Here is a 26,278-nt window from a genome sequence, read left to right as displayed (position 1 = left end):
TATCTATATTGATTTCAACCTGATCATTTAGATGGAATGCTTAAAGCATTCATCCTCTTCAATCATAGGAGCTTGATATGTTTTTTATTTTTGGTGTGGGACCTAAAACAATGAAGACAGACAAAGGACAATTTTTATGCCCAGTCTGCAAAACCTATAGCGCATATGAAATGAAACAACAGCGCAACTATTTTTCTTTATTTTTTATTCCGTTGATCCCACTTTCAAAACCTAAGTCAGGACAAGTCGTTTGTCTAAACTGTGGAACACATATGCCACCGATGGTCTTAACCAATCATCCTTAAATTAATGTTTTCACCCTTCGAATACCCAACAAAAAAGCAGAACATCTAAATCAATAGAGATTCTGCTTTTTAATATTTCGAATGAATCGATCGAAGATTCGAGTCAAATTAGAAACTTGACTCTTCTTTAGCGCTATTTTTCTCTCGCGTTGTTGCATCAATTTTCAACATCAAACTGATCATTACAGCACACATAATGAGAGATGAACCGCCATAACTAATGAAGGGTAATGTTAGACCTTTGGTTGGCAAAATCCCTAAATTCATACCCGCATTTACAATAATCTGCAGTAAGAAAATAATACTGATGCCATAAGCCAAATAGCCTGCACGCAGATATTGATGCTTAAGCGCACGATGACCGATCTTAATGCATGAAGCCACCATCAGAAAAGACAACACCATGACGGTGGTAATGCCCAGAAAGCCGAACTCTTCTGCCAAAATGGCGAGCATAAAGTCCGTATGTGCCTCAGGCAGATAGGACATCTTTTGGATGCTGTGACCGAGTCCAACACCGAACCATTCTCCACGACCAAACGCCATGAGTGCATTGGTCAACTGGTAACCTGTACCGAGTGGATCTGCCCAAGGGTTGGTAAAGGAAATCAAACGTTCAAAACGATAAGGCTCAAATACAATCAAAAATCCAAATGCGCCCAGAATCGCACCGAGTGCAATACCAAATTGAATCAACGGGGCACCTGCTAAGAAGAATACACCCAGCATCGTCAGCGCAATCACCACGGTTGCCCCTAAGTCTGGCTCTGCAATAATCAAACCCACTGTTAATAGCATAATCACACCTAAGCGGATTAAACCTTTAACATTGTTTCGAACCTCTTCGGCACGGCGTACCACATAATCTGCAGTAAAAATTGCCATCATCAACTTGGCAGCTTCTGTGGGTTGGAAGGTAAATCCAGCCACACGAATCCAACGGGTCGAACCATTGACTTCTGAACCGACGACCAATACCGCGATCAGTAATACAATGGTCACCAACCATAAGGGAAAGGTATTCTTAAACCATGTATTCAGCGAAATACGATATGCCAACAGCGCTGCGACAAACGCAACTACAATTGAAATCGCGTGACGAATGACATAGTGAAATGGATTTTCATGCAATCGTTCTGCATACGGCATCGACGCCGAACCCACCATGACTGTACCAATACATAGCAATACAATCACACAGAAAATCAGTACATTTCTAGGCGTAATTTCACTGGGTACACGAGGCAACCAGTGATTATATTTTTGAGAAATTTTATTGATCGTTGTCTGAGCCAACCCAGCCATAATCTATTCCTTGTTCTTTTTTAATGTAGCTCATTCACTAAAGCAATAAATTGATGACCACGCTGTGGATAGCCACTAAACATATCAAAACTCGCACATGCTGGTGACAGTAATACCACATCATTCAGTTGAGTGTGTTGTTGACACAGTGCAACCGCTTCCGCTAAAGATTCAGCATGCAATAAGGTGGTCGTGCCTTCAATCGCTTTTTCAATCACAGGGCGATCTTCACCGATCAACACGGCAACTTTTGCAAACTTAGTAAGTGACTCACGCAGTGCGGTAAAGTCTTGACCTTTGCCTTGACCACCCAAAATAATCGCCACTTTACCTTGCTCAACTTCAATTGCAGCACCCAAACCATCCAACGCAGCTAAGGTTGCACCGATATTCGTGCCTTTAGAATCATTGTAATAGCGAACACCATTGACATCTTTCACAAACTCACAGCGATGCTCCAAACCTTTGAAGGTTTTAAGCGTTTCAAGCATTGAGTCTAAAGGTAAATCAATCGCCTCACCCAAAGCTAAACATGCCAAAGCATTTGCTACGTTATGTGTACCTTGCATATACATGTCTGAACTCTTGAGCAAACGTTCACGGCCACGTGCTAACCACATCGTGCCATCTGTTTCACGCAACACGCCATATTGATTCATATCAGGTGCGTTCAAACCAAAGCTTTGCATGGGTGTTGCATCTGGAACCAAAGGACGTGTTAAAGAGTCATCACGGTTATGGACAACTTTCTTCACCCCTTGGAAAATACGATGCTTGGCCGTGTGATAGCCCATCATATCGCCATGACGATCTAAATGATCTTCGCTCAGGTTCAACACTACTGCCACTTCAGCATTGAGATTTGATGTCGTTTCTAACTGAAAGCTTGATAACTCTAAAATATAGAGCTCAGGATCATCTTTGGTGAGATCCAAAGCAGGACGTCCCAAATTCCCCCCTACCGCCACTTTTTTTCCGGCATTTTCAGCCATCAAACCAATTAAGGTCGTCACGGTACTTTTTGCATTTGAACCGGTAATTGCCACAATAGGTTTATCGGTTGCACGGCGTAACACCTGAATCTCACTGATCACAGGAATGCCTTTGGCAATCGCCACTTGAATTTCAGGTAGTTTTGGATCTAAACCTGGACTGATAATGATTTCTTCTGCACTGAGCAATAATTCTTGATCAAATTGACTAAAACTGGTTTGTACCTCTGCAGGAATTTGATCATGACCCGGAGGAACAGCACGGGAATCGGTGACTGCAACACGGTAGCCCTTCTCATGTAAAAAATTGACTGCTGAAACACCCGAAATTCCAAGTCCAGCCACAACTTTAAGCCCACCGCGTTGTATTAACATTTTACCCCACCAGTATTGATATTTTTAAATCTGCAAAATGTTAGCACTTTGCCGTTTTTATTGCTTTTTTTGTTTTCATTTTATGACAATTATTTTGTGTCCGTGCGTAAAAAAAGCCGTCTAAATAGACGGCTTTTTTTTAATCGAAACATCAAACTATGATTACTTCCACTTCACCGCTTGAATTTCAGATTTGTTGGGACTTTTTTCTTCAGTTGCAGGACAACTACAATTACCTCCACAACCTGAAGCCAGCGTGGGTTGTAACCATTTGGCTAATTGATTCAAGCCTCGCTTATCACATGCCGTCGATAAAGAAGAGAAAACTGAATTTGAAGTTTTCGGGAAAACCTTCTTAAACACAACAACCGTACTCCAAAGCACCAAAGCAGCAATAATTGCAATTTCAATCATTTCTTTCTCCTCAATCACTTACACAAGATCAATTACGTAAAATCATTTACACACGATCATTTATACAAAGATGCGTGAAGTGATTTGATATGTTAAGAACGCCATTAAATAAGCCAAACCAAACAAGTACGCCGTCATGATGCCTACAGTTTTCCATGAACCTGTCTCACGACGAACTGTCGCCAATGTCGGTAAACAATGTGGTGCATAGATAAACCAAACCAAGACAGCCAAACCAGTTGCCATTGACCATCCAAGCTCACCACCACCACTAATGATTGCCGCAAGACCTTCAGACATGGCATCTTCATCGACTGTAGACAATGCATAGATAGTACCCAATGCAGCCACCGCAACTTCACGTGCAGCCATCGCAGGAATTAATGCAATACAGATCTGCCAGTTGAAACCGAGTGGTGCAAAGATCGGCTCTAATACATGACCCAACATGCCAGCCAAGGTGTAGTCAATCGCAGGAAGCGTTGCACCTTCAGGGGGTTGTGGGAATGTACACAAGAACCAAAGCAAGATAGACAATGCAAAGATGATCCCACCGACACGCTTTAAGAAAATCTTGGCACGATCAAGCAAACCAATCCAAATATTCTTTAAGTCAGGAAAACGATAGCTCGGTAATTCCATCAACAGCATATGCTGTGATTTGTCTTTATGGAAAAACTTAATCACAAAAGACACACATAGTGCACTGACAATCCCAGCCATATACAAGCCAAACAACACTAGACCCTGCAGATTGAAAATTCCACCCACCGTTTGATCAGGAATGAATGCTGCAATCAACAGAGCATAGACAGGCAAACGTGCTGAACACGTCATCAAAGGTGCGACAAAAATCGTGGTTAAACGATCTCGCGGATCACTAATGGTCCGTGATGCCATAATCCCGGGAATCGCACAGGCAAAACTTGAGAGTAATGGAATAAATGCACGACCTGATAGACCTGATTTATACATCAGCTTATCGAGCAAAAATGCTGCTCTCGGTAAATAGCCTGACTCTTCTAAAATCAAAATGAATAAAAACAGGATTAAAATTTGTGGTAAGAAGACCAACACCCCACCAGCACCCGCAATGATCCCGTCCACGACCAAACTATTGAGTAAGGGATGCGAAATACTGCCTCCAACCAACTCACCGAGCCATCCGAATAAGCTTTCAATACCATCCATAAATGGTGCAGCCCAAGCAAAGACAGCTTGGAAAATCACAAACATCATCACTGCAAGGCTAATTAAGCCCAAAATTGGATGTAAGAAAATTTTATCCAGAAAAGCTGAGCGCTTGTCATCTTGCTCAATGAATTGCACGGCATCATGAACAATCGCTTCAACTTTTTCATGATCTGTGCCCTTCAAACCTGTGAGTTCGGTTTGAGGAACGGTATATTTGCTTTGATCCAAGGCGTTCATTAGGTTTTCAATGCCTGCATTACGCACAGCAACCGTTTCAACAACAGGGATACCTAGACGCTCAGACAACTTTTGGATATTAATCTGCATACCACGACGGCGTGCTTCATCCATCATGTTTAAAACAAGCAACATTGGACGACCCAAATTGATCATCTCAAGTACAAGCCCTAGATGTAGCTTTAAGTTGGTTGCATCGACCACACACAAGAACGCATCTTGCTGACCTTCTTCTGCAATTTTACCTTGCACAACATCGCGGGTAATTTCTTCATCAGGACTGGTTGCATCTAAACTATAAGTCCCTGGCAAATCCAATACACGAACTGGCTTGCCAGAAGCTAAAGTAAAATGACCAACTTTACGTTCAACGGTCACACCTGCATAGTTCGCAACTTTTTGGCGTGTCCCCGTTAAATGGTTGAATAGAGATGTTTTACCGCAGTTCGGGTTACCTACAAGGGCAATACGTAATGCATCACTCATGCAGATGCTCCCTCGAGTTGAATTTCAATTTTTTCAGCTTCATTTTTACGCAGTGCAAATCGTGTAAATCCAATTTGGATTAAAATCGGGTCACCACCAAAGATCCCTTTGGTAATCACCTGCACTTTTGTACCTGGAATAAAACCTAGAGTTTCTAATCGACTCGCGACCAAATCGCTTGAGATTTCGCCATCCAAAGTTCGATTGACTTTGCTAATGATGGCTGATTGTTTAACCTTTAAATCAGATAAACGCACTGCATCCAACCCTTTAATATTTTGAACAGTATACAAACAAATGAGAATAATTACCAAATAAGCTAGATAATGATTCGCATCTGTTATAACACATCAAATTCAGATTATTATGATAATAGGGTCAATTAAACCAATCATATTTATCGGTTTAATAAATTAATTTTGAGAGCATCATGCTAAATAAAAAACCGCGTATTCCTGTTGCAGTAAACATTCCAAAACAGCTTTTCTTCTTACAAAGCTTTAAAGATTACTTGATTGCACAAACCGTCAGTCCACATACGCGAAATGCCTATCTCTCTGATTTGATTCAATGCAGTCAGGCAACATCCAAATCTATGCAAGATTGGAATCACGATGATATTTCGGATGTGCTCATTTATCTAACTAAAATCGGGAAAAGCCCACGTTCTATTGCGCGGACACTTTCAGCACTCCGATCATTTTATAAGTTTTTAAGAGAGCAAAAACTCAGAACAGACAATCCTGTTGCATCGCATAAAACACCGAAGCTTGGTCGTGCTTTACCTAAAGACTTATCAGAACAAGATGTCGAAGCTTTGATTCATGCACCAGACACCAATACGGCGTTAGGGCTTAGAGATCGCGCCATGTTCGAAGTCCTTTATGCGTGTGGTCTACGGGTCAGTGAATTAATTAATCTCCGTGTCGATATGCTTAATCTCAATCAAGGCTATTTACGGATTCTTGGAAAAGGCAATAAAGAGCGTCTTGTTCCATTGGGGCAAATCGCAGCAGAGTGGATTGAGAAATATATTCAAGAGTCTCGTCCACAACTCTACAAGTCTGCAACGGATTATCTTTTTTTGACCCAACATGGTGGCATCATGAGTCGTCAAAATTTTTGGTATGCCATTAAGCGCTATGCCTTACAAGCCAATATTCAAACAGAACTCTCACCACATACTTTAAGACATGCGTTTGCAACCCACCTGCTCAATCACGGTGCAGATTTACGTGTGGTACAAATGCTGCTGGGTCATAGTGATCTGTCAACAACACAAATTTATACCCATGTGGCGCAAATTCGGATGCAACACCTTCATGCTACACACCATCCTCGTGCTTAATTCACTGAGTCAGGCCTTGAGAAATAAGATATTTTTAAATTCTAACGTTTAAGTTTAGGGTTTGGGTGGTCATCAAAGATTGAAGCTAGATATTAGTGATAAGCCAAGCGCAACAGTCATCTAAGTTTTTTGAAACATCGTCTTTTTTTGGTATGCTTGTCCCTCATACAATAATGTAAAACTTTAAAGGGTTGTTTATGCATTTTACCCGTTCAAAATTAGTATTGATGTGCGCACTCGCAACCAGCTTTATGCTCACAGCCTGCTCTCAATCCGATCAACCTAAAAAGGATGATGGCACTCTTACAGCAACCGCACCTGCCACAGGACAAGCATCTAATCTGACTGAACGTAATGCACAACAGCGATTGATTCAAAATTTAGAAAAGAATTTTAAAACCGCCAAGATCAATGCCAAAATTATTGAAATCAAAGCCACTGAAGTACCAAATATTTATTGGGTGAACTTAGAAGGGATGTCTCCGATTTACACCACAGCCGATGGGAAATACTTAATTGAAGGTGAACTCATTCGTTTAGGTGATAAAACTTTGCATAACGTCGGTGAATCATTCCAATCCGAAGTCAGCAAAAAAGCCCTAGCTTCTTTGAAAGTTGAAGACTTGATTGTGTATCCAGCCAAAGGCAAAACCAAGCATGTCGTGTATGTATTTACCGATATTAGCTGTCCGTATTGCCACAAATTGCATGAACATATGGATGAGATCAATTCGGCTGGAATCGAAGTACGTTATATCGCGTGGCCAAGAGGCGATCAATTTATTCCTGCTATGCAAAGCGTTTGGTGTAGTGCTGATCGTAAAGTTGCCTTTGATCAAGCCATTGCAGGTGCTCAACTTCCACCAGCAAGTTGTAAAAATCCTGTTGTAGATCAATACAAACTCGGACAAAGTATCGGCGTAAATGGTACTCCTGCGATCTACAATGAAGCGGGTGTTTATTTGGGTGGCTACCTGACACCAGCAGAACTATCCAAACGCTTAAATAACTAATATTTATAAATTAAATTACTGTTTTTTATACCTAAAGATAAATATAGATATGTGCTAGAGATTGGCTGGCTTTTTAGCTATGATCTAGCATCAACAAAATTTTTAAACTAATTTGGAGTGTGACGTGAAACCAGTTCGTCTGGCTATACTCGGTCTAGGAACCGTAGGTGGTGGAGCCCTTAAACTATTACAAGAAAACGCTGCTGAAATTAGACGTCGCACCGATCGTGAAATTCAAATTACACATGTTGGAACTCGCCGCCCACGTCCAGATCTTAATCTTGCTGATTCGGTTAAACAAAGTGCTGATTTGATGGAAATTGTCCGTCAGCCCGATGTTGATGTTGTCGTCGAAGTGATGGGTGGCATCCACCCTGCTTATGAACTCATCATGGAAGCCATGAAGCATGGTAAGCATGTGGTTACGGCAAACAAAGCTTTACTTGCTGAGCATGGTACTGCCCTGTTTAAGGCTGCTGATGAATATAAAGTACAAATTGCTTATGAAGCTGCAGTTGCTGGCGGTATTCCAATCATTAAAGTGATTCGTGAAGGTCTATCTGCTAACCGTATTGATTGGCTTGCAGGCATCATTAACGGTACAGGTAACTTTATTCTTTCAGAAATGCGCGAAAAAGGTCGTACTTTTGAAGATGTACTGAAAGAAGCTCAAGAACTTGGCTACGCAGAAGCGGATCCAACATTCGATGTGGAAGGGATTGATGCTGCACACAAGCTGACTCTGTTAGCCTCAATTGCTTTTGGTATCCCACTTCAGTTTGACAAAGTATTCACCGAAGGCATCAGTAAAATTACAGCGCAAGATGTGAAATATGCTGAAGAGCTGGGTTTCCGTATCAAACACCTTGGCATTGCACGTCGTGCTGCACATGGTGTCGAACTTCGTGTACATCCGACCCTGATTCCAGCTGAAGAATTATTGGCCAATGTAAATGGCGTGAAGAATGCTGTTCTTGTTCAATCCAATGCTGTTGGTCCAACGCTTTATTATGGCGCTGGTGCAGGTGCGGGTCCTACAGCTTCTGCTGTGGTTGCTGATGTGGTCGATATCGTCCGTGACATTCTCTACACAGAAGATGGTGCAGGTACAATTCCACAGTTGGCATTTGAAAATCTAAGCGACTTGCCTATTTTAAGCCGTGAAGAAATGACCACAGGACACTACATTCGTCTTAATGCCGAAGATCAAACAGGCGTTCTTGCAGATGTGACGACTATTTTAAGTCGTGCAGGGATCAGTATCGATGCCATCATGCAACAGCCGCGCTTAAAAGATTTAATTCCAATCGTGATTTTGACTGATCCAATCGTTGAATCAAAAATGGATGAAGCTTTAGCACAAATTCAAGCTTTGTCAGCAATTCATGGCGAAATTGTGCGAATTCGTTTAGAATCGCTTGATAATTAATCGGGTTGAGGGGATGATTCCCCTAACCAAGCTCTACATACAATTGGAACATCATCATGTCGAATCCAACTCGTTATACTGGTTTAGTTGACCGTTATCGCGACCGCTTACCAGTGTCTGCAACAACTCGTGCAATTTCATTAGGCGAAGGTAATACGCCACTGATTAAGCTTGAGAATATTCCAGGCATTATTGGTAAAGATGTTGAAATTTATGTGAAGTACGAAGGTTTAAACCCGACTGGTTCATTTAAAGACCGTGGTATGACCATGGCTGTGACAAAAGCAGTTGAAGAAGGCTCTAAAGCGATTATCTGTGCATCTACAGGTAATACCTCAGCGGCAGCGGCTGCTTATGCGGCACGTGCAGGCATCAAAGCGTTTGTTCTTATCCCAGAAGGCAAAATTGCCATGGGTAAAATGGCGCAAGCGATGATGTACGGTGCGATCACCATGCAAATTCGCGGTAACTTCGATGACGGTATGCGTCTGGTGAAAGAAGTGGCTGACCAAGCGCCAGTCACGATTGTAAACTCAATCAACCCGTACCGTTTGCAAGGTCAAAAAACCATTGCTTACGAAATCGTAGAAGCGCTAGGTCGTGCGCCTGATTACCACTGCTTACCGGTAGGTAACGCTGGAAACATCACGGCACACTGGATGGGTTATACAGAAGCTGTTGCAAACCAGTCGAAAGACGAGTTTGAACAAGTGGTTTATGATGCTACTACTGATCAGTTCACAGGTCCAAAACCTGCGGGCTTACCCATCATGGCGGGTTACCAAGCTTCAGGCGCTGCGCCATTCTTACGTGGTGGCCCAGTCGAAAACCCTGAAACAGTTGCAACTGCTATTCGTATCGGTAATCCACAAAGCTTCAACCATGCTAAAGCTGTGGTTCGTGATTCAAATGGTTGGTTTGATGAATTGACTGATGCTGAGATTTTGGAAGCTCAACGCTTACTTTCTATGTATGAAGGTGTGTTCGTTGAACCAGCTTCTGCTGCTTCTGTAGGCGGTGCAATCCGTGACATCAAAGCAGGTAAAATCAAAGAAGGTTCAGTGATTGTATGTACAGTCACGGGTAATGGTCTTAAAGATCCTGATACAGCGATCAAACAATGCCAAGATGCTGTCATGCTTTCAATTGATGCAACAATGGATCAAGTGAAAACATCTATTCTTTCAAATATGTAATTTCATCTTCTGAATGAAAATAAAAAGCCCTGCAATTGCAGGGCTTTTTATTTATCACATCATGATGAGATAAATAAAATGCGTTAGATGCGTTTTGGTAATTGGCTCGCCCAATTCATCAAACGTGTTGCATCATTGGTACGCGCTTGGCTGTTACTCGCACCCAATAATACGACTACAGCAGGACGCGAATTATTTAAAGTCGTATGCATCACGACACAACGACCTGCTTCGTTAATAAATCCTGTTTTAGAGATATTAATATTCCAACCACCATTACGTACCAATGCATTGGTATTATTTGATTTAAGGACACGATAGCCTAAATTAAAATCATAACTTGGGGTGGTTGAGAATTGACGAATCAAGCCGTACTGAGATGCCGTACTCACCAAAATGCCCAAATCACGTGCTGAAGCCACATTGCGTGGATCTAAACCACTAGATTCAGTAAATCGACTAGAGGTCATGCCTAACGCACGTGCTTTCGCATTCATCGCGTTTACAAAAGCTGTACGTCCACCTGGATAAGTGCGTGCCAAAGCTGCCGCAGCAGGGTTCTCAGATTTCATCAGTGCAAATAGTAAAGCTTCAGCACGATTCATCGTATCGCCAGCACGCAAGGTTGAACTTGAATTTTTACCGCCCGCACCAGCAAAATCAATTTGCTGCAAAGTGATATTTTCAGACATGTTTAACTTAGCATCAGCGATAACCACAGCCGTCATCAGCTTGGTTACCGAAGCAATAGGTAAAGCAGTATTGGTATTTTTACTGTAGAGCACTTCGCCTGTTTGTGCATCCATCACTAACGCAGCGCGTGCATTGACAGAAGGCTGACTACTATAACTATTGGTATCTAAAATACGAACGGACTGCGCACTGGGGTTCTGATTCACCACCCCATTCGATTGGCGAATGGTGGTGGTTACCGTTGTCGTCGCCTGTGGTGTGTCAACGTCATTCTGAATGGTTGAAGCACGATCATTATTGAGTAATTGGCTCGCATCTTCCGATGACCAACTAATGGCTGCTTGACCCGTCGAGTGATTTACAAGTTCTGCAGAGCTCAATGAACTCAAACTGAGTAGTACTGATGCACTCAGTACATGCATTAACGTTTTTCCAATTTTTTTCACGATAACTTACTCATTTCATAGAGGTTCTCTGCATAATTGCGATTCACCTCAAATATGACTTACATTTACACGCAAACGTGATTAATATTAAACCACGTGATTATGCACATTATTTTAGTAAAGATTAGGAATAGGATTGCTATTTTTGTTATGACAATGCAAGTATTTTTTGCATTGTGTAACAAAATAATTGTGATGAGAATAAATAAAAGGGGGTATGAGTGATCACGGTTTTAGTGGTAGATGACCATGAATTGGTTCGAACAGGCATTTGCCGAATGCTAGAAGATCAAGACGGTATTCAAGTCATTGGTCAAGCAGAATCAGGCGAAGAAGCAATTAATATCGTGAGACAACAACATCCGAATGTTGTGCTCTTAGACGTCAACATGCCTGGCATTGGTGGTGTGGAAACCACGCGTCGTCTTTTACAAACAGCACCGGACACCAAAGTTCTAGCCGTGAGTGGTTTGTCAGAAGAACCTTACCCGTCTCTATTGCTTAAAGCAGGCGCACGAGGTTATATCACCAAGGGAGCACCGATTACTGAAATGGTTCGTGCCATTAATAAAGTCATGCAAGGTGGTAAATACTTTAGTGCAGATATTGCAGAACAGTTGGCAAGTTCTTATTTATCCGATACACAGACCTCGCCTTTTGACTCATTATCGGAACGTGAAATGCAAGTGGCTATGATGGTGGTGAACTGTATCAGCGCTCAAGAAATTTCAGATAAACTTTTTGTCAGCGTTAAAACCGTCAACACTTACCGCTACCGTATCTTTGAAAAACTCAATATCGACAGCGATGTCAAGCTTACGCATCTCGCGATTCGTTACGGATTAATTAAACCTTAATTTTAAGAATTGCTCATAAACTCAGTAATTTTATACACTCAGGTCGATTTGTATGATGCCTACGGGATCCATTCCGCTTTATCAAACGATTTATCGCATAGGCACGCTATACACCAATTATCGACTGATTATTGCTTTAAGTCTGACGCTGATTTTTCTGATCACGATTGAAGACTCATCCGATCATTTTGAATATCCGACTCTTTATTTCTATGCCCTAATTAGTTACAGCGCTTTGAGTCTGGGTCAATTGCTCTTACTCAAATATTTTCCAGATACTTTAAGTAAACAAATTCTCGCACTCTATATTGTAGATTTGGTGTTTCTCAGTGTACTCACCTTTGCCTTGGGCGGACCGAACATTTCGATTGGTTTGCTGTTCGTCATCTGCGTCTTTACCTCGAATTTTTTACTGAATAAACATCAAGCCTTATTTATGACTCTGGTGGCTGTCATTTGTGTCGTTTATCAACAGTTTTTTGGCAGCTTATTCACGCAAACCAGCTTAAATAATATCGGAAATAGTGCTTTTTTAGCTTTTTTATTTTTTGTGGTTTATGCACTTGGTCAATTTGCGATTCAGCGCTTTCACGTTTTAGAATCACTGAATACTTTTCAATCCAATGAACTGTTTAAACTTCAAAATATCAATCGTTATATTTTGGAGCAAATCGAAGTCGGTTATTTGGTTTTAGATGAAAGTTTTAAAATTGTCGTCAGTAATCCTGCTGCATGTACGCTGTTAGGTATTTCACCTCTCTATGCGCATGAGCAATTTCATCTGGCGACCTTTCAACCTGATCTTTATGACATTCTTCGACAAAAAACCATTCACGATGGTGAACGCTTCCAATTTGAATCTATTCAATCGACCTATACTGTCGATATTCGCATTCAAAATCTCATTGTTCCTAACCAAGCCCTGACTTTACTGACGCTTGAGGACACTCAAAGATTGAACCAAAAAGTGCAACAATTAAAACTCGCTGCCTTGGGTCAACTCTCTGCAAGTATCGCACATGAAATTCGCAATCCATTGGCAGCCATAGTTCAAGCCAATGAATTAAATGCTGAAAGCGACGATGATCAAAGACGATTATTGAACACGATGATTTCTAAACAAGCACAGCGTATTGATCGAATCATCACAGATACCTTGGATATGGCTAAAAATCGAAAAACTGATAGCTCGATAATTGGATTGTCATCTTTCATGAATGAATTAATCATTCAAGATTTATCAGATATACAACACCAAATTAAATTAGATGTTGATCCTGATCTTCATACTCAGTTTGATGAACCACAATTACGCCAAGTGATGATTAATTTGATCCGTAATGCAATTCGACACAATGCCTCAGATATTGAGCAAATTTTAGTTCATGTCTATACACATAATGCTATGATTCATATCGATGTGGTAGATTTTGGTCAAGGTATAGCTCAAGAAAATTTATCACAACTGTTCCAACCATTTTTTAGTACCGAAATCAATGGAACTGGTTTAGGATTGTACTTATCACAAAGTATATGTGAAGCAAACCAAGCCAAGCTTTCTTATGTAGAGCGACAACAACAAGGTGCTTGCTTTAGAATTGAGTGCCAATTGATAAAATTGTAACTTTTTGGGTTTTTTGGGGATATGGCAAAACAACAACCATTGGTTTTATTGATCGATGATGAGCCTGATTTATGTATGTTGATGCAAATGACGCTATCGCGTATTGGTGTCAAAACGCATATTGCACATCATCTGGCTCAAGCGAAGCACTTTCTAAGCGAATATAAATACGACGCTTGTATTACCGATCTTAATTTGCCTGACGGTAATGGGATTGATCTGGTTAAATATGTCACCCAACATTATCCGAAAACGCCAATCGCTGTATTAACCGCCTACGCCAATATGGATATTGCGATATCGGCATTAAAATCAGGTGCTTTTGATTTTGTCAGTAAACCCATTAATCAACAACATCTACATCAACTGGTCAAAAAAGCATTGAACGTTCCGGACGTCGATCCGAATATTGATCAACTGCCTCTAGAACAAAAAATGCTGATTGGATGTTCTGAAAGCATTAAAACCCTTAGAGAATCTGTTAAAAAAATTGCACGTTCGCAAGCCCCTGTTTTTATTACAGGTGAATCAGGTACAGGAAAAGATATTGTTGCCAATTTGATTCATCAGTTGAGCAACCGACATGATCATCCATTTGTTGCGATTAATTGTGGTGCAATCTCTGAAGAATTAATGGAAAGTGAGCTTTTTGGACATACCAAAGGTTGTTTCTCAGGTGCAACTGAAGATAAACAAGGACTCATTTTAAGTGCGGATGGAGGCAGTTTATTTTTAGATGAAATCGCTGAATTGTCTCTAGCCATGCAAGCCAAATTGCTGCGTGCCGTACAAGAAAAGAAAATCCGACCTTTAGGCAGCGAAAAGGAAATTGAAGTAGATTTTCGAATCATTAGTGCCAGTCACCAAAACCTTGAACAATGGGTTCAACAAGGTAAATTCAGACAAGATTTATTCTTCCGTATTCATGTTATGGATGTACGAATTGCTCCTTTACGTGAAAGACCCGAGGACATTTCGGTCTTGGCAAATTATTTTATTCAAATCATTTGCACCGACTGGGGAATTCCACTCAAAAAACTATCTGATAAAGCGATAAAGTTTTTATCCAATCAACACTTTCCAGGCAATGTGCGCGAGTTACGCAATGTGATAGAACGCGCGATTACTCTAAGTGATGATGATTCTATTGAGATTGAACATTTACAGTCCAGTGCGCTTCGTACGCAGAATTATGCCCCTGAACTACCAATAACAGCTCACGTACAACCACCAATTGCTGTGCAATCTGTTCAAGAGAATAAATTAGACTATCGACTACCGGAAGAAGGACTCGAACAATATTTAGAAAAAGTAGAGAAAGAAGTGCTGATTAATGCGCTTAATTTGACCCATTGGAACAGAACACTTGCTGCTAAAAAATTGGGAATGACCTTTCGATCACTGCGTTACCGACTAAAAAAGTTCGGATTAGATACTGACGAATAGATTTTGATTGCGAGCAGAGAATTTTTAAATCGAACACATCATGTTCAGAATAATTGATGAGTGCTTAAATCATTTAGCTCTCAAGAGTTGATCTGCCGAATGTAGAAGATAAGTTTCTTCCTTCATCTCATTCGGCCATGGAAATTGAATATTAGGCACAATTCCTTGTCCGTCGATAGCATGACCATTTGGCGTCAAATAGTGTGAGACTGTCATTTGTAAGGCAGCACCATTTTCGAGTGGAAATAGTTTTTGGACGACACCTTTACCATAGCTTTTATCGCCAATAATCGTTGCACGACCTAACTCTTTCATCGCAGCAGTAAAGACTTCCGCAGCAGATGCAGAACGATTATTAATGAGTACACCCAGTTTCAACTGACTGAATTCATTCCCAGGTAAAGCTTGAAACTGCTGATCACCTTCAGAGCGACTTTTTGTCGAAACAATCGTCCCCTGATTTAAGAATAAATCTGCAGTTTCAACCGCAGAAGATAATAAACCACCCGGATTATTGCGCAGATCAATCAACACCGCTTTTAAACGATGATTATTCTGATGTTCTTCGATCAGTCGTTTAATTTCATTGGCTGTGTCTTGCTGAAAAACTTTAACTTTTAAGACAAGTACTTGATTACTAAGCATGCTGGCTTGAATATCAGCCACATCCAATTTTTGGTTACGAATCAAACTTAGTACCGGTGTTGAAGGGGACAACTGGATTTGTATCGCTGTACCCATTGCACCATTAAGAACATCATCCACCTGACCTGCATTGAGCTGTTTTAATTCCTGCTGATCAATTTTATAAACAGTCAAACCATTCTTTAAACCCAATTTGGCTGAGTCAGCGTCTGGTTTCAAATTTTTGATCTGCCATTGAGATTGGATTGCATCATAAGCCAAACCAAAATCGACTGTGGCAAGATCACCTTCAGTGTATTGTAAGAGTTGACGGTATTCATCTGAACTAAGATAACGTGAATAACGATCTAAGCCACCGACTAAGCCTTTAATCGCTTGAAGAAATAAAGCATCGTCAGATTTTTCACTAACATAATTATCTTTAACCGTGCCATAGATCTGCACAAATTGCTGAATAGACTCAATCGGAACTTCAGCAACATTTTCAACCCATTCATCATTGGATTTCAAGGCTGCGAATCCTTTTGAATCCGCAACAGCAACAGAATGAACCGTCATCAAAAGCGCAATAGCGACTAAGCTTTGGTGCCAATTTCGATTCATTCTCTTGTCCTTTTTATTTTATTTTAAACATGCTCTTATGATTTTAATGTCACAAGATTACGCCCTTTCATATCACTTGGGATTGGTAAATTCATTAAGCTCAACAACGTTGGTGCGACATCGGCAAGCACACCACCTTCTGCAATTTCCGCAGGCGTTGGGCCAACATAAATGAAAGGCACATGCTCAGTGGTATGCTGTGTGTGTACTTGACCGCTGACATAGTCTTGCATTTGTTCAACATTACCATGATCAGCTGTGATCAGCATATGACCTTTTTGTGCCATAACAGCATCATAGACACGACCAAGACTGATATCCACCGCCTCAACTGCTTTCACTGCAGCATCAAATACACCTGTATGTCCGACCATATCACCATTGGCATAGTTCACCACCAATAGATCAAACTCACCTGAATTGATCGCAGCAACCAACTCATCTGTCACTTCATAAGCACTCATTTCAGGCTTTAAATCATAAGTGGCTACATTTGGAGATGGAATCAAAATACGTTTTTCACCTGGATATTCATCTTCACGACCACCACTAAAGAAGAAGGTCACATGCGCATATTTTTCAGTTTCAGCGATACGTAATTGAGTCTTACCTAAATTTGACAGATATTCACCAATGGAGTTCACCAACGGCTCAGGCATATAGGCAACTGGTGCATCAATCGTTGCTTGGTAACGCGTTAACATGACAAATTTCGCTAAATTTGGCACAACTTGACGTTCAAATCCTGCAAAGTCTTTTTCAACAAATGCTTTGGTGATTTCACGTGCACGATCGGCACGGAAATTCATAAATACAATGCTATCGCCATCTTCAACTTTCGCAATCTCACCGATACGCGTTGCTTTGACAAACTCATCAGACTCATCTGCTGCATAAGCGGCTTCTAGACCTTCGATAGCAGTGGTAACGGTACGCGCTGCCTCACCTTCAGTCAGTAGTCGATAAGCCTGTTCGACACGATCCCAACGATTGTCGCGATCCATGGCAAAATAACGACCAATCATGGTTGCGATACGACCTTGACCTGGATATTGAGCGAATAAAGCATCTAATTTTTCTAAAGAAGGTTGAGCACTTCTTGGCGGTGTATCACGACCATCTAAGAACGCATGTAAATAAACTTGAGCACCACGTTTTAATGCCAACTCAGCCATCGCGACAATATGATCTTGGTGAGAGTGAACCCCTCCTTCCGACAATAAACCGAGAATATGCACGGCTTTATTATTCGCTTTGGCTTTTTCTACAGCATCAATCAGTACTTCATGTTCAAAGAATGCACCAGTACGAATATCTTTGGTAATACGGGTAAAGTCTTGATACAACACACGCCCTGCACCAAGGTTCATATGGCCCACTTCTGAGTTACCCATTTGACCATCAGGAAGTCCGACATCTTCACCTGAACCTGAAATTAAACCATGCGGATGATTGTTTTTCATAGCAGTTAAATTCGGCGTTTTTGCTGCTAAAAATGCATTATCCTCTACCGCTTCACGATGCCCCACACCGTCCATAATTACCAATACGTGTGGGATTTTGCCAGCAGTTGCATCCGTCATGATGTACACTCTTTTGTTTACAAATTAATCAATCTATCTTACCTTTTTTCAAGGTAAGACTCTATCTGAACACGATGGCTTCGACTCATCTCCACCATCTCATTTTCAATTTAAAAAATCTTTTACTTAAAACTGATCAACACAATGATCATATAAAGCAATAATAAAGTAATAAAAGAAAGCTTAACGCGCGCGATAAAGCAGGTAGCTCCCCACTCCGAACATTAAAATAATAGGTAAAAATACAAACCATGCAGGTGAGGGTGAATACACTAAACTTGCATAACCCAAGAAATCTTGTAAGTAATAAAAACCTAGACCAACAAAGAGCGCAATCACTAAGCGAAAACCCATTGACTGTTGGCGTAAGGGTCCAAAGATAAACGAACAAGCGATCAAAACCAAAGCCAACAAGGCAAATGGAGCACTGACTTTTTGCCAAAATGCCAATAAATAGGTCTTCGGTACTTGGCTGTATTCATGCATATAACCCATGAAGCTAATCAGTTGGCTCGGTGCTAAATCTTCTGGATCAATGGTCACCATATGCACGTATTTCGGTTGCAAGGCCAAAGCCAAATCTTGCTTCTTGGTTTGAAGCATTTGTGAATCACCTGTTTTCAGAATATCCACTTGTTGAGCATTTGTTAAGCTCCACTGACCGTTTTGAATAAACTGACCACTTTCTGCTTTTAACACTGAATTTAAACGATATTCATTGTCAAAGTCATACATATCTACATTGTTCAATTTCCCTTGAGAATTTGCATAATCAATATAAATATAGCGCTGACCTTCGCGCGTCCAATAGCCTTTCACCTCACCCAATTCAGCTGCAGAACGGTGACTTTTGACACTTTCAGCTTTTTCGCTGGTATAAGGAATCACATATTCACTTAAGGCAAATGAAAGCACGACCAAAAGCATCGCTGAGCGCATGACCCAACCCACGATACGCCAGAGGCTGATCCCCGATGCACGCATGACAATGAGTTCACTGTTCGATGCTAGCGTCCCTAGGCCCAAGACCGCCCCAATTAAGGCTGAAATCGGTAAAATTTCATATAAATACTGAGGTGCACCCCAAAGGACATAAATCAGTGCTTGCCAAGCGCCATAGCCTTCTTTCAAGCTTCCCAATTCACCCATATAGGTAAAAAGTACCTGTAAAGCAGACAAAATAGCGGTTGCACCTAACATCGCAAGTGCAGTCGTCTTAGTCACATGTTTGGCGACAATTCTACGTGCTAACATTAAGATCTCACCTGCTCAATACGCTTTTTCAATTTAGGCGCTAATTTTTGTTTTCTGGAGAAAATAGCGGCAGCCACTGCATAAATCAATAACACAGCAGGATATGCCCACATCCCCATTTCATCTTTAGATACACGCGTTTTAATCGCCATCAATGCCACAATCAAACTGGCAAAAATCAGTAAGGCAGGGAATAATTTTAAGTAACGCCCTTGGCGAGGACTCACCTCAGACAAGGCGGTGGCTAACATCAATGCCACGATCATCGTGAAAGGGACAAACAATCGCCAACCCAATTCACTCGTAACCACTGGATCTTGGCGTGCTTCAAACAATTGACCGATCGGTAAGGCTTCAACTTCAGCACTTTCAAATTTTGCTTCTTTATCACTTTCTAGCCGTAAACGATAGGACTCAAATTCGGTTTGGCTGTACTGCGGACTGTTTGGATAAATCTCATAACGACGACCAAGTGTCAGATCAACTACACTCGCTGAGTCATCTGCCATTTCTACACGTGTCGCTTCTTTCGCCAAAATCATGACATCGGGCTTACCCGCTTTTTCGGCACGTTGATAGAAGAAGACTTCTGTTAAATTCTTACGATCGTCTGACAAGGAACCTGCATAGATTGTATAAGGCCCCGATGAGATAAATTCTTTAGGTCGTACCAAGTCAAAGCCTGAACGCACCGCCTGACTGGTGGTTAGCTGTTCAAATTGACGAATCCCCCAAGGTGACATCCACACCATCAAAATCGTTTGCACCACCAAAAAACACACGGTTAATGGCATTAATAAACGTGCTAACTGGTTTCGACTCACCCCACTTCCATTGAGTACCGCCATTTCATGATCGACATAAAGTCGACCAAAAACCAACATTAAGCCAATAAAAAAACCTAAAGGTAAAATAAGCGTTAAGAATTCAGGTAAACGATAACCAATGATACTAAACAAAATACTGGCATCTAGACGCCCTTGTGCTGCCACACCGAAGTACTTGATCAAACGCCCACCCATCATAATGAGTGTCAGTAAAGATACGACGACTAAAGAGGTCGACAAAACTTGTTTGACGAGATAACGTCTGATAATCAAAGTAATCTTCCAAAATGGGGTGAATTCGGCTAGCGCTAGTTTACCCGAATGTTAAAAATATAAAACCTCATTGAAATTCTATCATTGGTAGTGGTTCAATGGTTTAATGATTTAAAACGTCTCATTAGGCACACATAAGCATATGAAACTTACTATTAATACGTCATTTCCCGAGAATTCGTCTAGCCAACATTTGTTGATTTTAGTTGATGCTGAAAATATTCAAACTCAATATACAATCAACGGCTTAGACCAAGCGATTCAAGCGACACAGTTTAAAGCAACACTCAATGAAAGCTTAGCTTTGATTGGAAATATCCAACAGCAAGCCAACAGTGCTTTACTCGGTTTAGATAAAGCAGCTGAGCTGAAGCCTGCTAAACTTGCGAAAATCGCACAAAATATTATCAAAGCGACACAAAAAAAATTCAAACACATCAGTATCGATATCTCTGCATTGCCTGTAGAGCATCATTACTTATTTGCCTTGGCTTTAACGCAAGCAGATTACCGCTACGATCAATATAAATCTAAAAAAGCTGAAACAATTTTAGAACAGATTGATTTGATCGCGACTGAATCGACCTTGGATGATGCGCAAATTGCATTAATTGCTGCCGTTGAACAAGGTCAATCTACAGCGCGTGATTTAGGCAACTGCCCTCCAAATATCTGTTTCCCAGAGTATTTGGCTGAACAAGCGCTGCAACTTGCTCAAGAATTCCCAGCGCTTGTAAAAGTGACTGTGCTCGATGAACAGCAATTGGCTGATTTAGGCATGAACGCTTTCCTCGCAGTGAGTAAAGGTTCTGAACGCCCAGGTCGTGTGATTACCATTGAATATCTTGCAAAAACAGAAGATGCTCCAGTGGTTCTCGTGGGTAAAGGTGTGACCTTTGATACTGGTGGTATTTCTTTAAAACCAGGCTTAGGCATGGATGAGATGAAATACGATATGTGTGGTGCTGCATCTGTTCTAGGGACAATGCGTGCACTTTGCGAATCTAAACTTCCAATTCATGTAGTCGGTGCAATCGCTGCTGCTGAAAACATGCCTTCTGGTCATGCAACACGTCCAGGTGACATCGTTACGACCATGAGTGGTCAAACCGTTGAAATTCTAAATACAGATGCTGAAGGTCGCTTGGTGTTATGTGACACGCTCACCTATATCAAATGCTTTAATCCTGCATTGGTGATTGATATCGCAACCTTAACAGGGGCCTGTGTTGTTGCACTCGGTTCTGTACTCTCGGGTCTATTCTCACCTGATGATGAGTTGGCTCAAGAGATTGAAACAGCAGGTCAACAATCCTTTGACCGTGTATGGCGTATGCCCGTGATTGATGATTACCAAGAGCAATTGGATTCACCATTTGCAGATATTGGGAATATTGGTGGGCCGAAAGCAGGTGCAGTCACTGCTGCTTGTTTCTTACAACGCTTTACTCGTGACTATCGCTGGGCACATTTAGATGTTGCTGGCACAGCTTGGAATTCGGGTGCTGCCAAAGGGGCTACAGGTCGTCCTGTTCCACTTTTAGTTCAATTCCTTGCAAATCGTGCGAAGCAGAATGGCTAAAATTAGCTTTTATCTTTTTGAAAAAAGCCCTGAACGACAAGTGGAAAGCACTTGTCGTTTATGTCGTAAAATCTCACGACAAGCGGCCAAAATTTGGATTCACTGCCCAGATCAAGAGGTTCAACAGCAGTTAGATGAACGGTTGTGGAGCTTTGATCCACAATCTTTTTTGGGGCATGGAATTGATCAAGTTGATTCACCTATCTGTATTTCTGCGGGATTACCCGATCAATCAGACTGGATTGTTTTTAATTTTAACAATCAGCCACTTGAACAAGCGATGCAATTTAGTCACATTATTGAAATTGTTGAGAATGACGAAGCGGCTAAGCAAGTCGGCCGAGAAAAATATAAAGCTTATCGTCGACTCGGTCTCTCTCCACAAACCCATAAGCTCTAACAGAATATGCATAATACCTTTGAACAAGGAGAAATACGGTGACACTTAATGTCGGTCAGGATTTTAAGAAACGCTGGCTCGGTGCGCCTGAAGCCGTACGTGAGGCTTTTTTAGATGATTTAGGTCGTATCAGTGATTTACTCACGCCTGAGTCCAATATACAAACGTGGCTGGACAATGATCAAAGAGCTCAACAAGTTGCACAACTTAAAATCGAACAAGCCTATGCCGATGAAAAAGCGCGCTTAATTGAAGCTGCACGTATTCGTAAACAATTGGCTTTAGAAAAATCATTGGCTGAGAAACGCGCTGAACAAAATGCCTTTAATCAGCAGTTGATTCAAGATGAACTCACCCGCTTTCAACAACAAACGCAAGACCTTCATGCCTTACGCCAAGACATTGATCAAGAAATACAACAATATAGTCAACGCTACACTAAAAACCCGGATGAAGTCTTCAACTTTGCTCGTGGCAGTCTCCACATCAGCGATGATCAAATCCAAAATGAACTGGAGAGCGTTCGATTAAGATTAGAACTTGAAGCAGAAACCCAAATTGAAGAAGCAGTAAAAATATTCCGTGAAAAACTTAAAATCGCGGCTCAAGAAGAAATTGAATATATATTGAAACACGCAGAAGATAAAAAAAATGCATAAAAATGGTGCATTTTTCATTCTAATTAAACTTTGTCATTAAACTGAAATATTATTGAAACAAGATATTCATATTCCGATGTCATCGGAATTTTACCCATTTATAAATCGACTTATTTTACTTTAAATTAGGAAATTCAAATGGATATTTTGAATCAACTCACAAACGAAATTGAAAAATTATCGGTTGGAGAGAAAAGAAATATTACTGCTCAAGAACTTTTTTTGAGCCGTAATGATTTCCAGTCTATTTCAGCCTATCTTACTCGCGAAGCTGAAAAAGGACATTTTTCAATTTCTAAACATTCAGAAATGACCTCCCATCTTGCACCCATATCTCTTACCGTTATAAAACACTAAATACAGATACCGATAAGCCCACAAAAGTGGGCTTATTTTTTTCAATCAATCTTATTTCAATACTTTGGATTATCATGGTGTCATTGATCGTGATTATAAAATTGAAATAACTGTCGACAACGTTTCTCCAACACCATAGCCAATTGCCAACAATACACCGATCCAAACAAATCCGCCCAATACGTTATAAAGCGTAAAACTCGCGAAATTCATATGCGTGGCACCCGCAGCAAAAGGTGCAAAAGAACGGACAAAAGGAATAAACCGTGCGACCAAAATGGTCTTACCCCCATGTTTGATAAAATAGTAATTGGTCTTTTCAATATATTCTGGCTTGAGATAACGCGTGTGTTTATTAAAATATTTGAGTCCCAGCCAACGACCTGTGTAGTAATTGACGGCATAGCCCAATACACTGGCAATAAATAAGGTTAAGCCCATATAATTTAAATGGATGAGTTCAGTTGTAGAACATAGCGCACCGATCGCGATCAGCAAACTATCACCGGGCAAGAAAAACATAAAAACTGAACCCGTTTCAGCAAAAATCACCAAAAATAAAATGGCATAAATCCAAACACCATACTGCTCTAATAGCATCGGCAGTAATTGTTCAAGATGTAGTAAAAAATCAATCATTCACACGTACTCGTTGCATGTTGTTTCTCCACATCATTTCTAAGATATAAAGTTGAATGTTCACAAAATAAAACAGCCTAATAAATTAGGCTGTGTTCTATTTTAGTCTGTTTTTAGCGCAAAAAACCATTGGCTGCTAAAAATTCCATACTCAGTTTGGATTCATGTTTCTGTTCAGCAGCCCGATCACCCAAGAGTAAACGTTCAATATAACGTGCTAAAACATCCACTTCTAAGTTGACCTTCGTGCCAGTTTTCCATGTCCCAATATTGGTTCTTTCAGCTGTGTGCGGAATCAAATTTAGACTTAAAATATTTCCACGCAAGTGATTAATGGTCAAGCTGATCCCATCCACAGTTACAGAACCTTTTTCAGCCAAATACTTTGCGATCTCAACCGGTGCAGTCACTTCAAAATACAAAGAACGTGCATCCTGACGAACCACGGTAATTTCACCCACAGCATCGACATGACCACTGACGATATGCCCGCCAAAACGTGTGGTCGGTAGCATGGCTTTTTCAACATTGACCGATTGACCCACTTTCCATTGCCCCACAGTTGAGCGGTTTAAGCTTTCACGAGAAACATCCGCAGCATACCAATTGCCACCCCAGTCAATCACAGTTAAGCAAATGCCATTGGTTGCAATCGAGTCACCTAAATGTACGTCTGACATATCCAAGTTACTTTGAATACGTAAACGAATATCGCCACCTACACTTTGAAGACTTTCAACTTGACCTAAACTTTCAATAATGCCTGTGAACATATCTGTATCTCTAAGTATTCTTTCATTTTTTACCACAAATCGAGCTGTGTCGCGACGCCTGTTGCATCGACACCACCTAACTCAGCATAGTGATGCAACTGACCCAATAACTGACGAATTGGAGGCCCCGATTTGGCATGTGTGTCGGTAATTACAATAAACTCAAGCACGCGTGCACGTTCAGATTGACGTTGTTTACTGACACGATAGCGTGGGACATCTTGCGTCAATAAAGTGACACGACCACGCTCTAAATTGGCTTTAAGTAAATCACCCGCTTCAATATTACCATCGGTTGAATAACTGGTCAGAATGTAACGTGCATTGATGGTCGACAATAACTTTTCATAGGCTTCTTTAGCATATTTTGAAGAGTTATAAGGACTTGGGCGTTCTTTACGCCAAGCACGATCAATTCCACTTTTATAACCTTTGGTGTCTGGTGTCGGTAAATCGACTTGATCCCATAAGGTCAATGCATTGAGTACATGATAGTTACTGCTGTATGCATGCTGATTATACGGTGGATCTAGATAAGCCACATCGACTTCAAAACCGCTCATCTGATTCGCCAAATGTTGCGCATCAACACACCACATTTCAGCCATAGGCACCTTAGGGTCGCCTATTTCACAAAAACGATTCGGCGTTAACCACAATAATGACTCAATCCGTTCCAATGCGGTTTGCGTCTTGCCACCCCAACCATGGTGAAAGCTTTTAAATACACCAGAGGTGTTACTGACAAAGCTCGCTGAATAGAGAAGTGGTGACAATAAAGCACTCATTTCAACATCATCGATTGCACCTTGAGCCTGCCACGTTGCAATTTGCTGACGAATCGCGTCAATTTTCATTCCATTACGGCGTTTAAAGAACAAACGATCTCGACTTGGATCATAAATTTCGTCATTGCGGGGGCAAAGGTTATGCGTGACCCAACCTTTGACTTCAGGTAAGCGGTTTAAATAATCTAAGGCCTTTTGATAACCACCTAACTCTTTAAATGGAGGGGCATCTGTGCAAGATAAGATCGCATTATTCAATGCATGACTATATGGTTCCCAGTCATTGGCAATCACACGATAGCCATTCTGACGAGCCAAACGTGATACCACGCCACTACCTGCAAAAAAATCTGCAAAAATAGGCGCACGAGCATTTTTATTGTTCAGCGTTCCTGTGCTTTCTAACGCTTCTAAAATAAGATGCAATAAACGACGCTTGTTGCCTAAATAAGGCACAAGTTGATTAAATAAGTATTCATCTGTAGTTCGTGCTGCATGACGACGTTTATGGTAAACCGTTGACTCTGAATTCATA

24 protein-coding genes and 2 pseudogenes are annotated in these 26,278 nt (G+C 41.0%); 13 read left to right on the top strand and 13 right to left on the bottom strand.

All coding sequences use genetic code 11. From position 1 onward, the window contains the following. Window positions 1-77 precede the first annotated feature (77 nt). A complete protein-coding gene (locus AC5YD2_RS08825) occupies window positions 78-305 on the top strand; it encodes a zinc-ribbon domain-containing protein (RefSeq protein WP_496125978.1) in 228 nt (75 codons plus the stop codon). A 108-nt stretch (window positions 306-413) separates the two neighbouring features. Here the strand turns inward: AC5YD2_RS08825 and ftsW are convergent, their stop codons facing one another. The 5 genes from ftsW to AC5YD2_RS08800 all read right to left on the bottom strand — a co-directional run bounded on the left by ftsW (window position 414) and on the right by AC5YD2_RS08800 (window position 5,565). Next, window positions 414-1,610 carry a putative lipid II flippase FtsW gene (gene ftsW / locus AC5YD2_RS08820; RefSeq protein WP_496125977.1) on the bottom strand — a complete coding sequence of 399 codons (1,197 nt, stop codon included), beginning with the start codon at window positions 1,608-1,610 and terminating at the stop codon, window positions 414-416. A 20-nt stretch (window positions 1,611-1,630) separates the two neighbouring features. Further along, window positions 1,631-2,977, bottom strand: a complete 1,347-nt coding sequence (gene murD / locus AC5YD2_RS08815; RefSeq protein ID WP_496125976.1) for a UDP-N-acetylmuramoyl-L-alanine--D-glutamate ligase — start codon at window positions 2,975-2,977, stop codon at window positions 1,631-1,633. Between the two features lie 162 nt (window positions 2,978-3,139). Then, window positions 3,140-3,391 carry a DUF6587 family protein gene (locus tag AC5YD2_RS08810; RefSeq protein ID WP_496125975.1) on the bottom strand — a complete coding sequence of 84 codons (252 nt, stop codon included), beginning with the start codon at window positions 3,389-3,391 and terminating at the stop codon, window positions 3,140-3,142. A gap of 60 nt (window positions 3,392-3,451) precedes the next feature. After that, entirely contained in the window at window positions 3,452-5,308 is a 1,857-nt protein-coding gene (gene feoB, locus AC5YD2_RS08805; protein ID WP_496125974.1) for a ferrous iron transporter B, read from the bottom strand. Then, window positions 5,305-5,565, bottom strand: coding sequence for a FeoA family protein (locus tag AC5YD2_RS08800; protein ID WP_496125973.1), 261 nt, complete (start codon window positions 5,563-5,565; stop codon window positions 5,305-5,307). The genes feoB and AC5YD2_RS08800 overlap by 4 nt, the downstream gene beginning before the upstream one ends. 173 nt (window positions 5,566-5,738) lie before the next feature. Between AC5YD2_RS08800 and xerD the strand changes: the two genes are divergently transcribed. From xerD to thrC, 4 genes are all read left to right on the top strand, one after another. Next, complete coding sequence (gene xerD, locus AC5YD2_RS08795) at window positions 5,739-6,656, top strand: site-specific tyrosine recombinase XerD (protein ID WP_496125972.1); 918 nt, start codon at window positions 5,739-5,741, stop codon at window positions 6,654-6,656. A 197-nt stretch (window positions 6,657-6,853) separates the two neighbouring features. Further along, entirely contained in the window at window positions 6,854-7,669 is an 816-nt protein-coding gene (locus tag AC5YD2_RS08790; RefSeq protein ID WP_496125971.1) for a DsbC family protein, read from the top strand. A gap of 124 nt (window positions 7,670-7,793) precedes the next feature. Further along, window positions 7,794-9,098, top strand: coding sequence for a homoserine dehydrogenase (locus tag AC5YD2_RS08785; RefSeq protein WP_496125970.1), 1,305 nt, complete (start codon window positions 7,794-7,796; stop codon window positions 9,096-9,098). A gap of 56 nt (window positions 9,099-9,154) precedes the next feature. Beyond that, complete coding sequence (gene thrC, locus AC5YD2_RS08780) at window positions 9,155-10,294, top strand: threonine synthase (RefSeq protein WP_496125969.1); 1,140 nt, start codon at window positions 9,155-9,157, stop codon at window positions 10,292-10,294. 83 nt (window positions 10,295-10,377) lie between these two features. On the opposite strand, the gene AC5YD2_RS08775 is transcribed toward thrC, so the two are convergent. After that, complete coding sequence (locus AC5YD2_RS08775) at window positions 10,378-11,433, bottom strand: serine hydrolase family protein (RefSeq protein ID WP_496125968.1); 1,056 nt, start codon at window positions 11,431-11,433, stop codon at window positions 10,378-10,380. Window positions 11,434-11,654: 221 nt separating this feature from the next. Between AC5YD2_RS08775 and gacA the strand changes: the two genes are divergently transcribed. The 4 genes and pseudogenes from gacA to AC5YD2_RS08755 all read left to right on the top strand — a co-directional run. Then, window positions 11,655-12,290, top strand: a complete 636-nt coding sequence (gene gacA / locus AC5YD2_RS08770; RefSeq protein ID WP_496125967.1) for a response regulator transcription factor GacA — start codon at window positions 11,655-11,657, stop codon at window positions 12,288-12,290. A gap of 52 nt (window positions 12,291-12,342) precedes the next feature. After that, on the top strand, window positions 12,343-13,914 hold the full coding sequence (locus AC5YD2_RS08765; protein WP_496125966.1) for a sensor histidine kinase: 1,572 nt from the start codon (window positions 12,343-12,345) through the stop codon (window positions 13,912-13,914). A gap of 21 nt (window positions 13,915-13,935) precedes the next feature. Further along, window positions 13,936-15,097 (top strand): annotated as a pseudogene (locus AC5YD2_RS08760) (sigma-54-dependent transcriptional regulator); the annotation flags it as partial. 92 nt (window positions 15,098-15,189) lie between these two features. Beyond that, a pseudogene (locus AC5YD2_RS08755) lies at window positions 15,190-15,360 on the top strand (helix-turn-helix domain-containing protein); the annotation flags it as partial. A 69-nt stretch (window positions 15,361-15,429) separates the two neighbouring features. Here AC5YD2_RS08755 and AC5YD2_RS08750 read toward each other — a convergent pair. From AC5YD2_RS08750 to lptF, 4 genes are all read right to left on the bottom strand, one after another. Next, window positions 15,430-16,608 (bottom strand): S41 family peptidase, encoded by a 1,179-nt coding sequence (locus AC5YD2_RS08750; RefSeq protein ID WP_496125965.1) that lies wholly within the window; start codon window positions 16,606-16,608, stop codon window positions 15,430-15,432. Between the two features lie 35 nt (window positions 16,609-16,643). Next, on the bottom strand, window positions 16,644-18,191 hold the full coding sequence (gene gpmI / locus AC5YD2_RS08745; protein WP_496125964.1) for a 2,3-bisphosphoglycerate-independent phosphoglycerate mutase: 1,548 nt from the start codon (window positions 18,189-18,191) through the stop codon (window positions 16,644-16,646). 183 nt (window positions 18,192-18,374) lie between these two features. Continuing rightward, entirely contained in the window at window positions 18,375-19,445 is a 1,071-nt protein-coding gene (gene lptG / locus AC5YD2_RS08740; RefSeq protein WP_496125963.1) for an LPS export ABC transporter permease LptG, read from the bottom strand. After that, window positions 19,445-20,545, bottom strand: a complete 1,101-nt coding sequence (gene lptF, locus AC5YD2_RS08735; RefSeq protein ID WP_496125962.1) for an LPS export ABC transporter permease LptF — start codon at window positions 20,543-20,545, stop codon at window positions 19,445-19,447. Before lptF ends, lptG begins: the two co-directional genes overlap by 1 nt. Before the next feature lie 142 nt (window positions 20,546-20,687). Here lptF and AC5YD2_RS08730 point away from each other — a divergent pair, with 142 nt between their 5' ends. The 4 genes from AC5YD2_RS08730 to AC5YD2_RS08715 all read left to right on the top strand — a co-directional run bounded on the left by AC5YD2_RS08730 (window position 20,688) and on the right by AC5YD2_RS08715 (window position 23,543). Further along, window positions 20,688-22,127, top strand: a complete 1,440-nt coding sequence (locus tag AC5YD2_RS08730) for a leucyl aminopeptidase (protein WP_496125961.1) — start codon at window positions 20,688-20,690, stop codon at window positions 22,125-22,127. After that, on the top strand, window positions 22,120-22,527 hold the full coding sequence (locus AC5YD2_RS08725; RefSeq protein WP_496125960.1) for a DNA polymerase III subunit chi: 408 nt from the start codon (window positions 22,120-22,122) through the stop codon (window positions 22,525-22,527). Before AC5YD2_RS08730 ends, AC5YD2_RS08725 begins: the two co-directional genes overlap by 8 nt. A 38-nt stretch (window positions 22,528-22,565) precedes the next feature. Further along, window positions 22,566-23,186: a cell division protein BlhA gene (gene blhA, locus AC5YD2_RS08720; protein ID WP_496125959.1), complete on the top strand. Its 621-nt coding sequence runs from the start codon at window positions 22,566-22,568 to the stop codon at window positions 23,184-23,186. 138 nt (window positions 23,187-23,324) lie between these two features. Further along, window positions 23,325-23,543: a hypothetical protein gene (locus tag AC5YD2_RS08715; protein WP_496125958.1), complete on the top strand. Its 219-nt coding sequence runs from the start codon at window positions 23,325-23,327 to the stop codon at window positions 23,541-23,543. Between the two features lie 93 nt (window positions 23,544-23,636). Here the strand turns inward: AC5YD2_RS08715 and AC5YD2_RS08710 are convergent, their stop codons facing one another. From AC5YD2_RS08710 to AC5YD2_RS08700, 3 genes are all read right to left on the bottom strand, one after another. Continuing rightward, window positions 23,637-24,182, bottom strand: a complete 546-nt coding sequence (locus tag AC5YD2_RS08710; RefSeq protein WP_496125957.1) for a VTT domain-containing protein — start codon at window positions 24,180-24,182, stop codon at window positions 23,637-23,639. Window positions 24,183-24,295: 113 nt separating this feature from the next. Next, entirely contained in the window at window positions 24,296-24,955 is a 660-nt protein-coding gene (locus AC5YD2_RS08705; RefSeq protein WP_496125956.1) for a riboflavin synthase, read from the bottom strand. 29 nt (window positions 24,956-24,984) lie between these two features. Continuing rightward, on the bottom strand, window positions 24,985-26,277 hold the full coding sequence (locus AC5YD2_RS08700; RefSeq protein WP_496125955.1) for a DNA adenine methylase: 1,293 nt from the start codon (window positions 26,275-26,277) through the stop codon (window positions 24,985-24,987). Window position 26,278 lies beyond the last annotated feature (1 nt).

It is taken from the genome of Acinetobacter sp. CY73 (genome assembly GCF_059515865.1).
The sequence above is the reverse complement of the archived record's forward strand: the minus strand, read 5'-3'. Positions and strand labels throughout refer to the sequence as shown.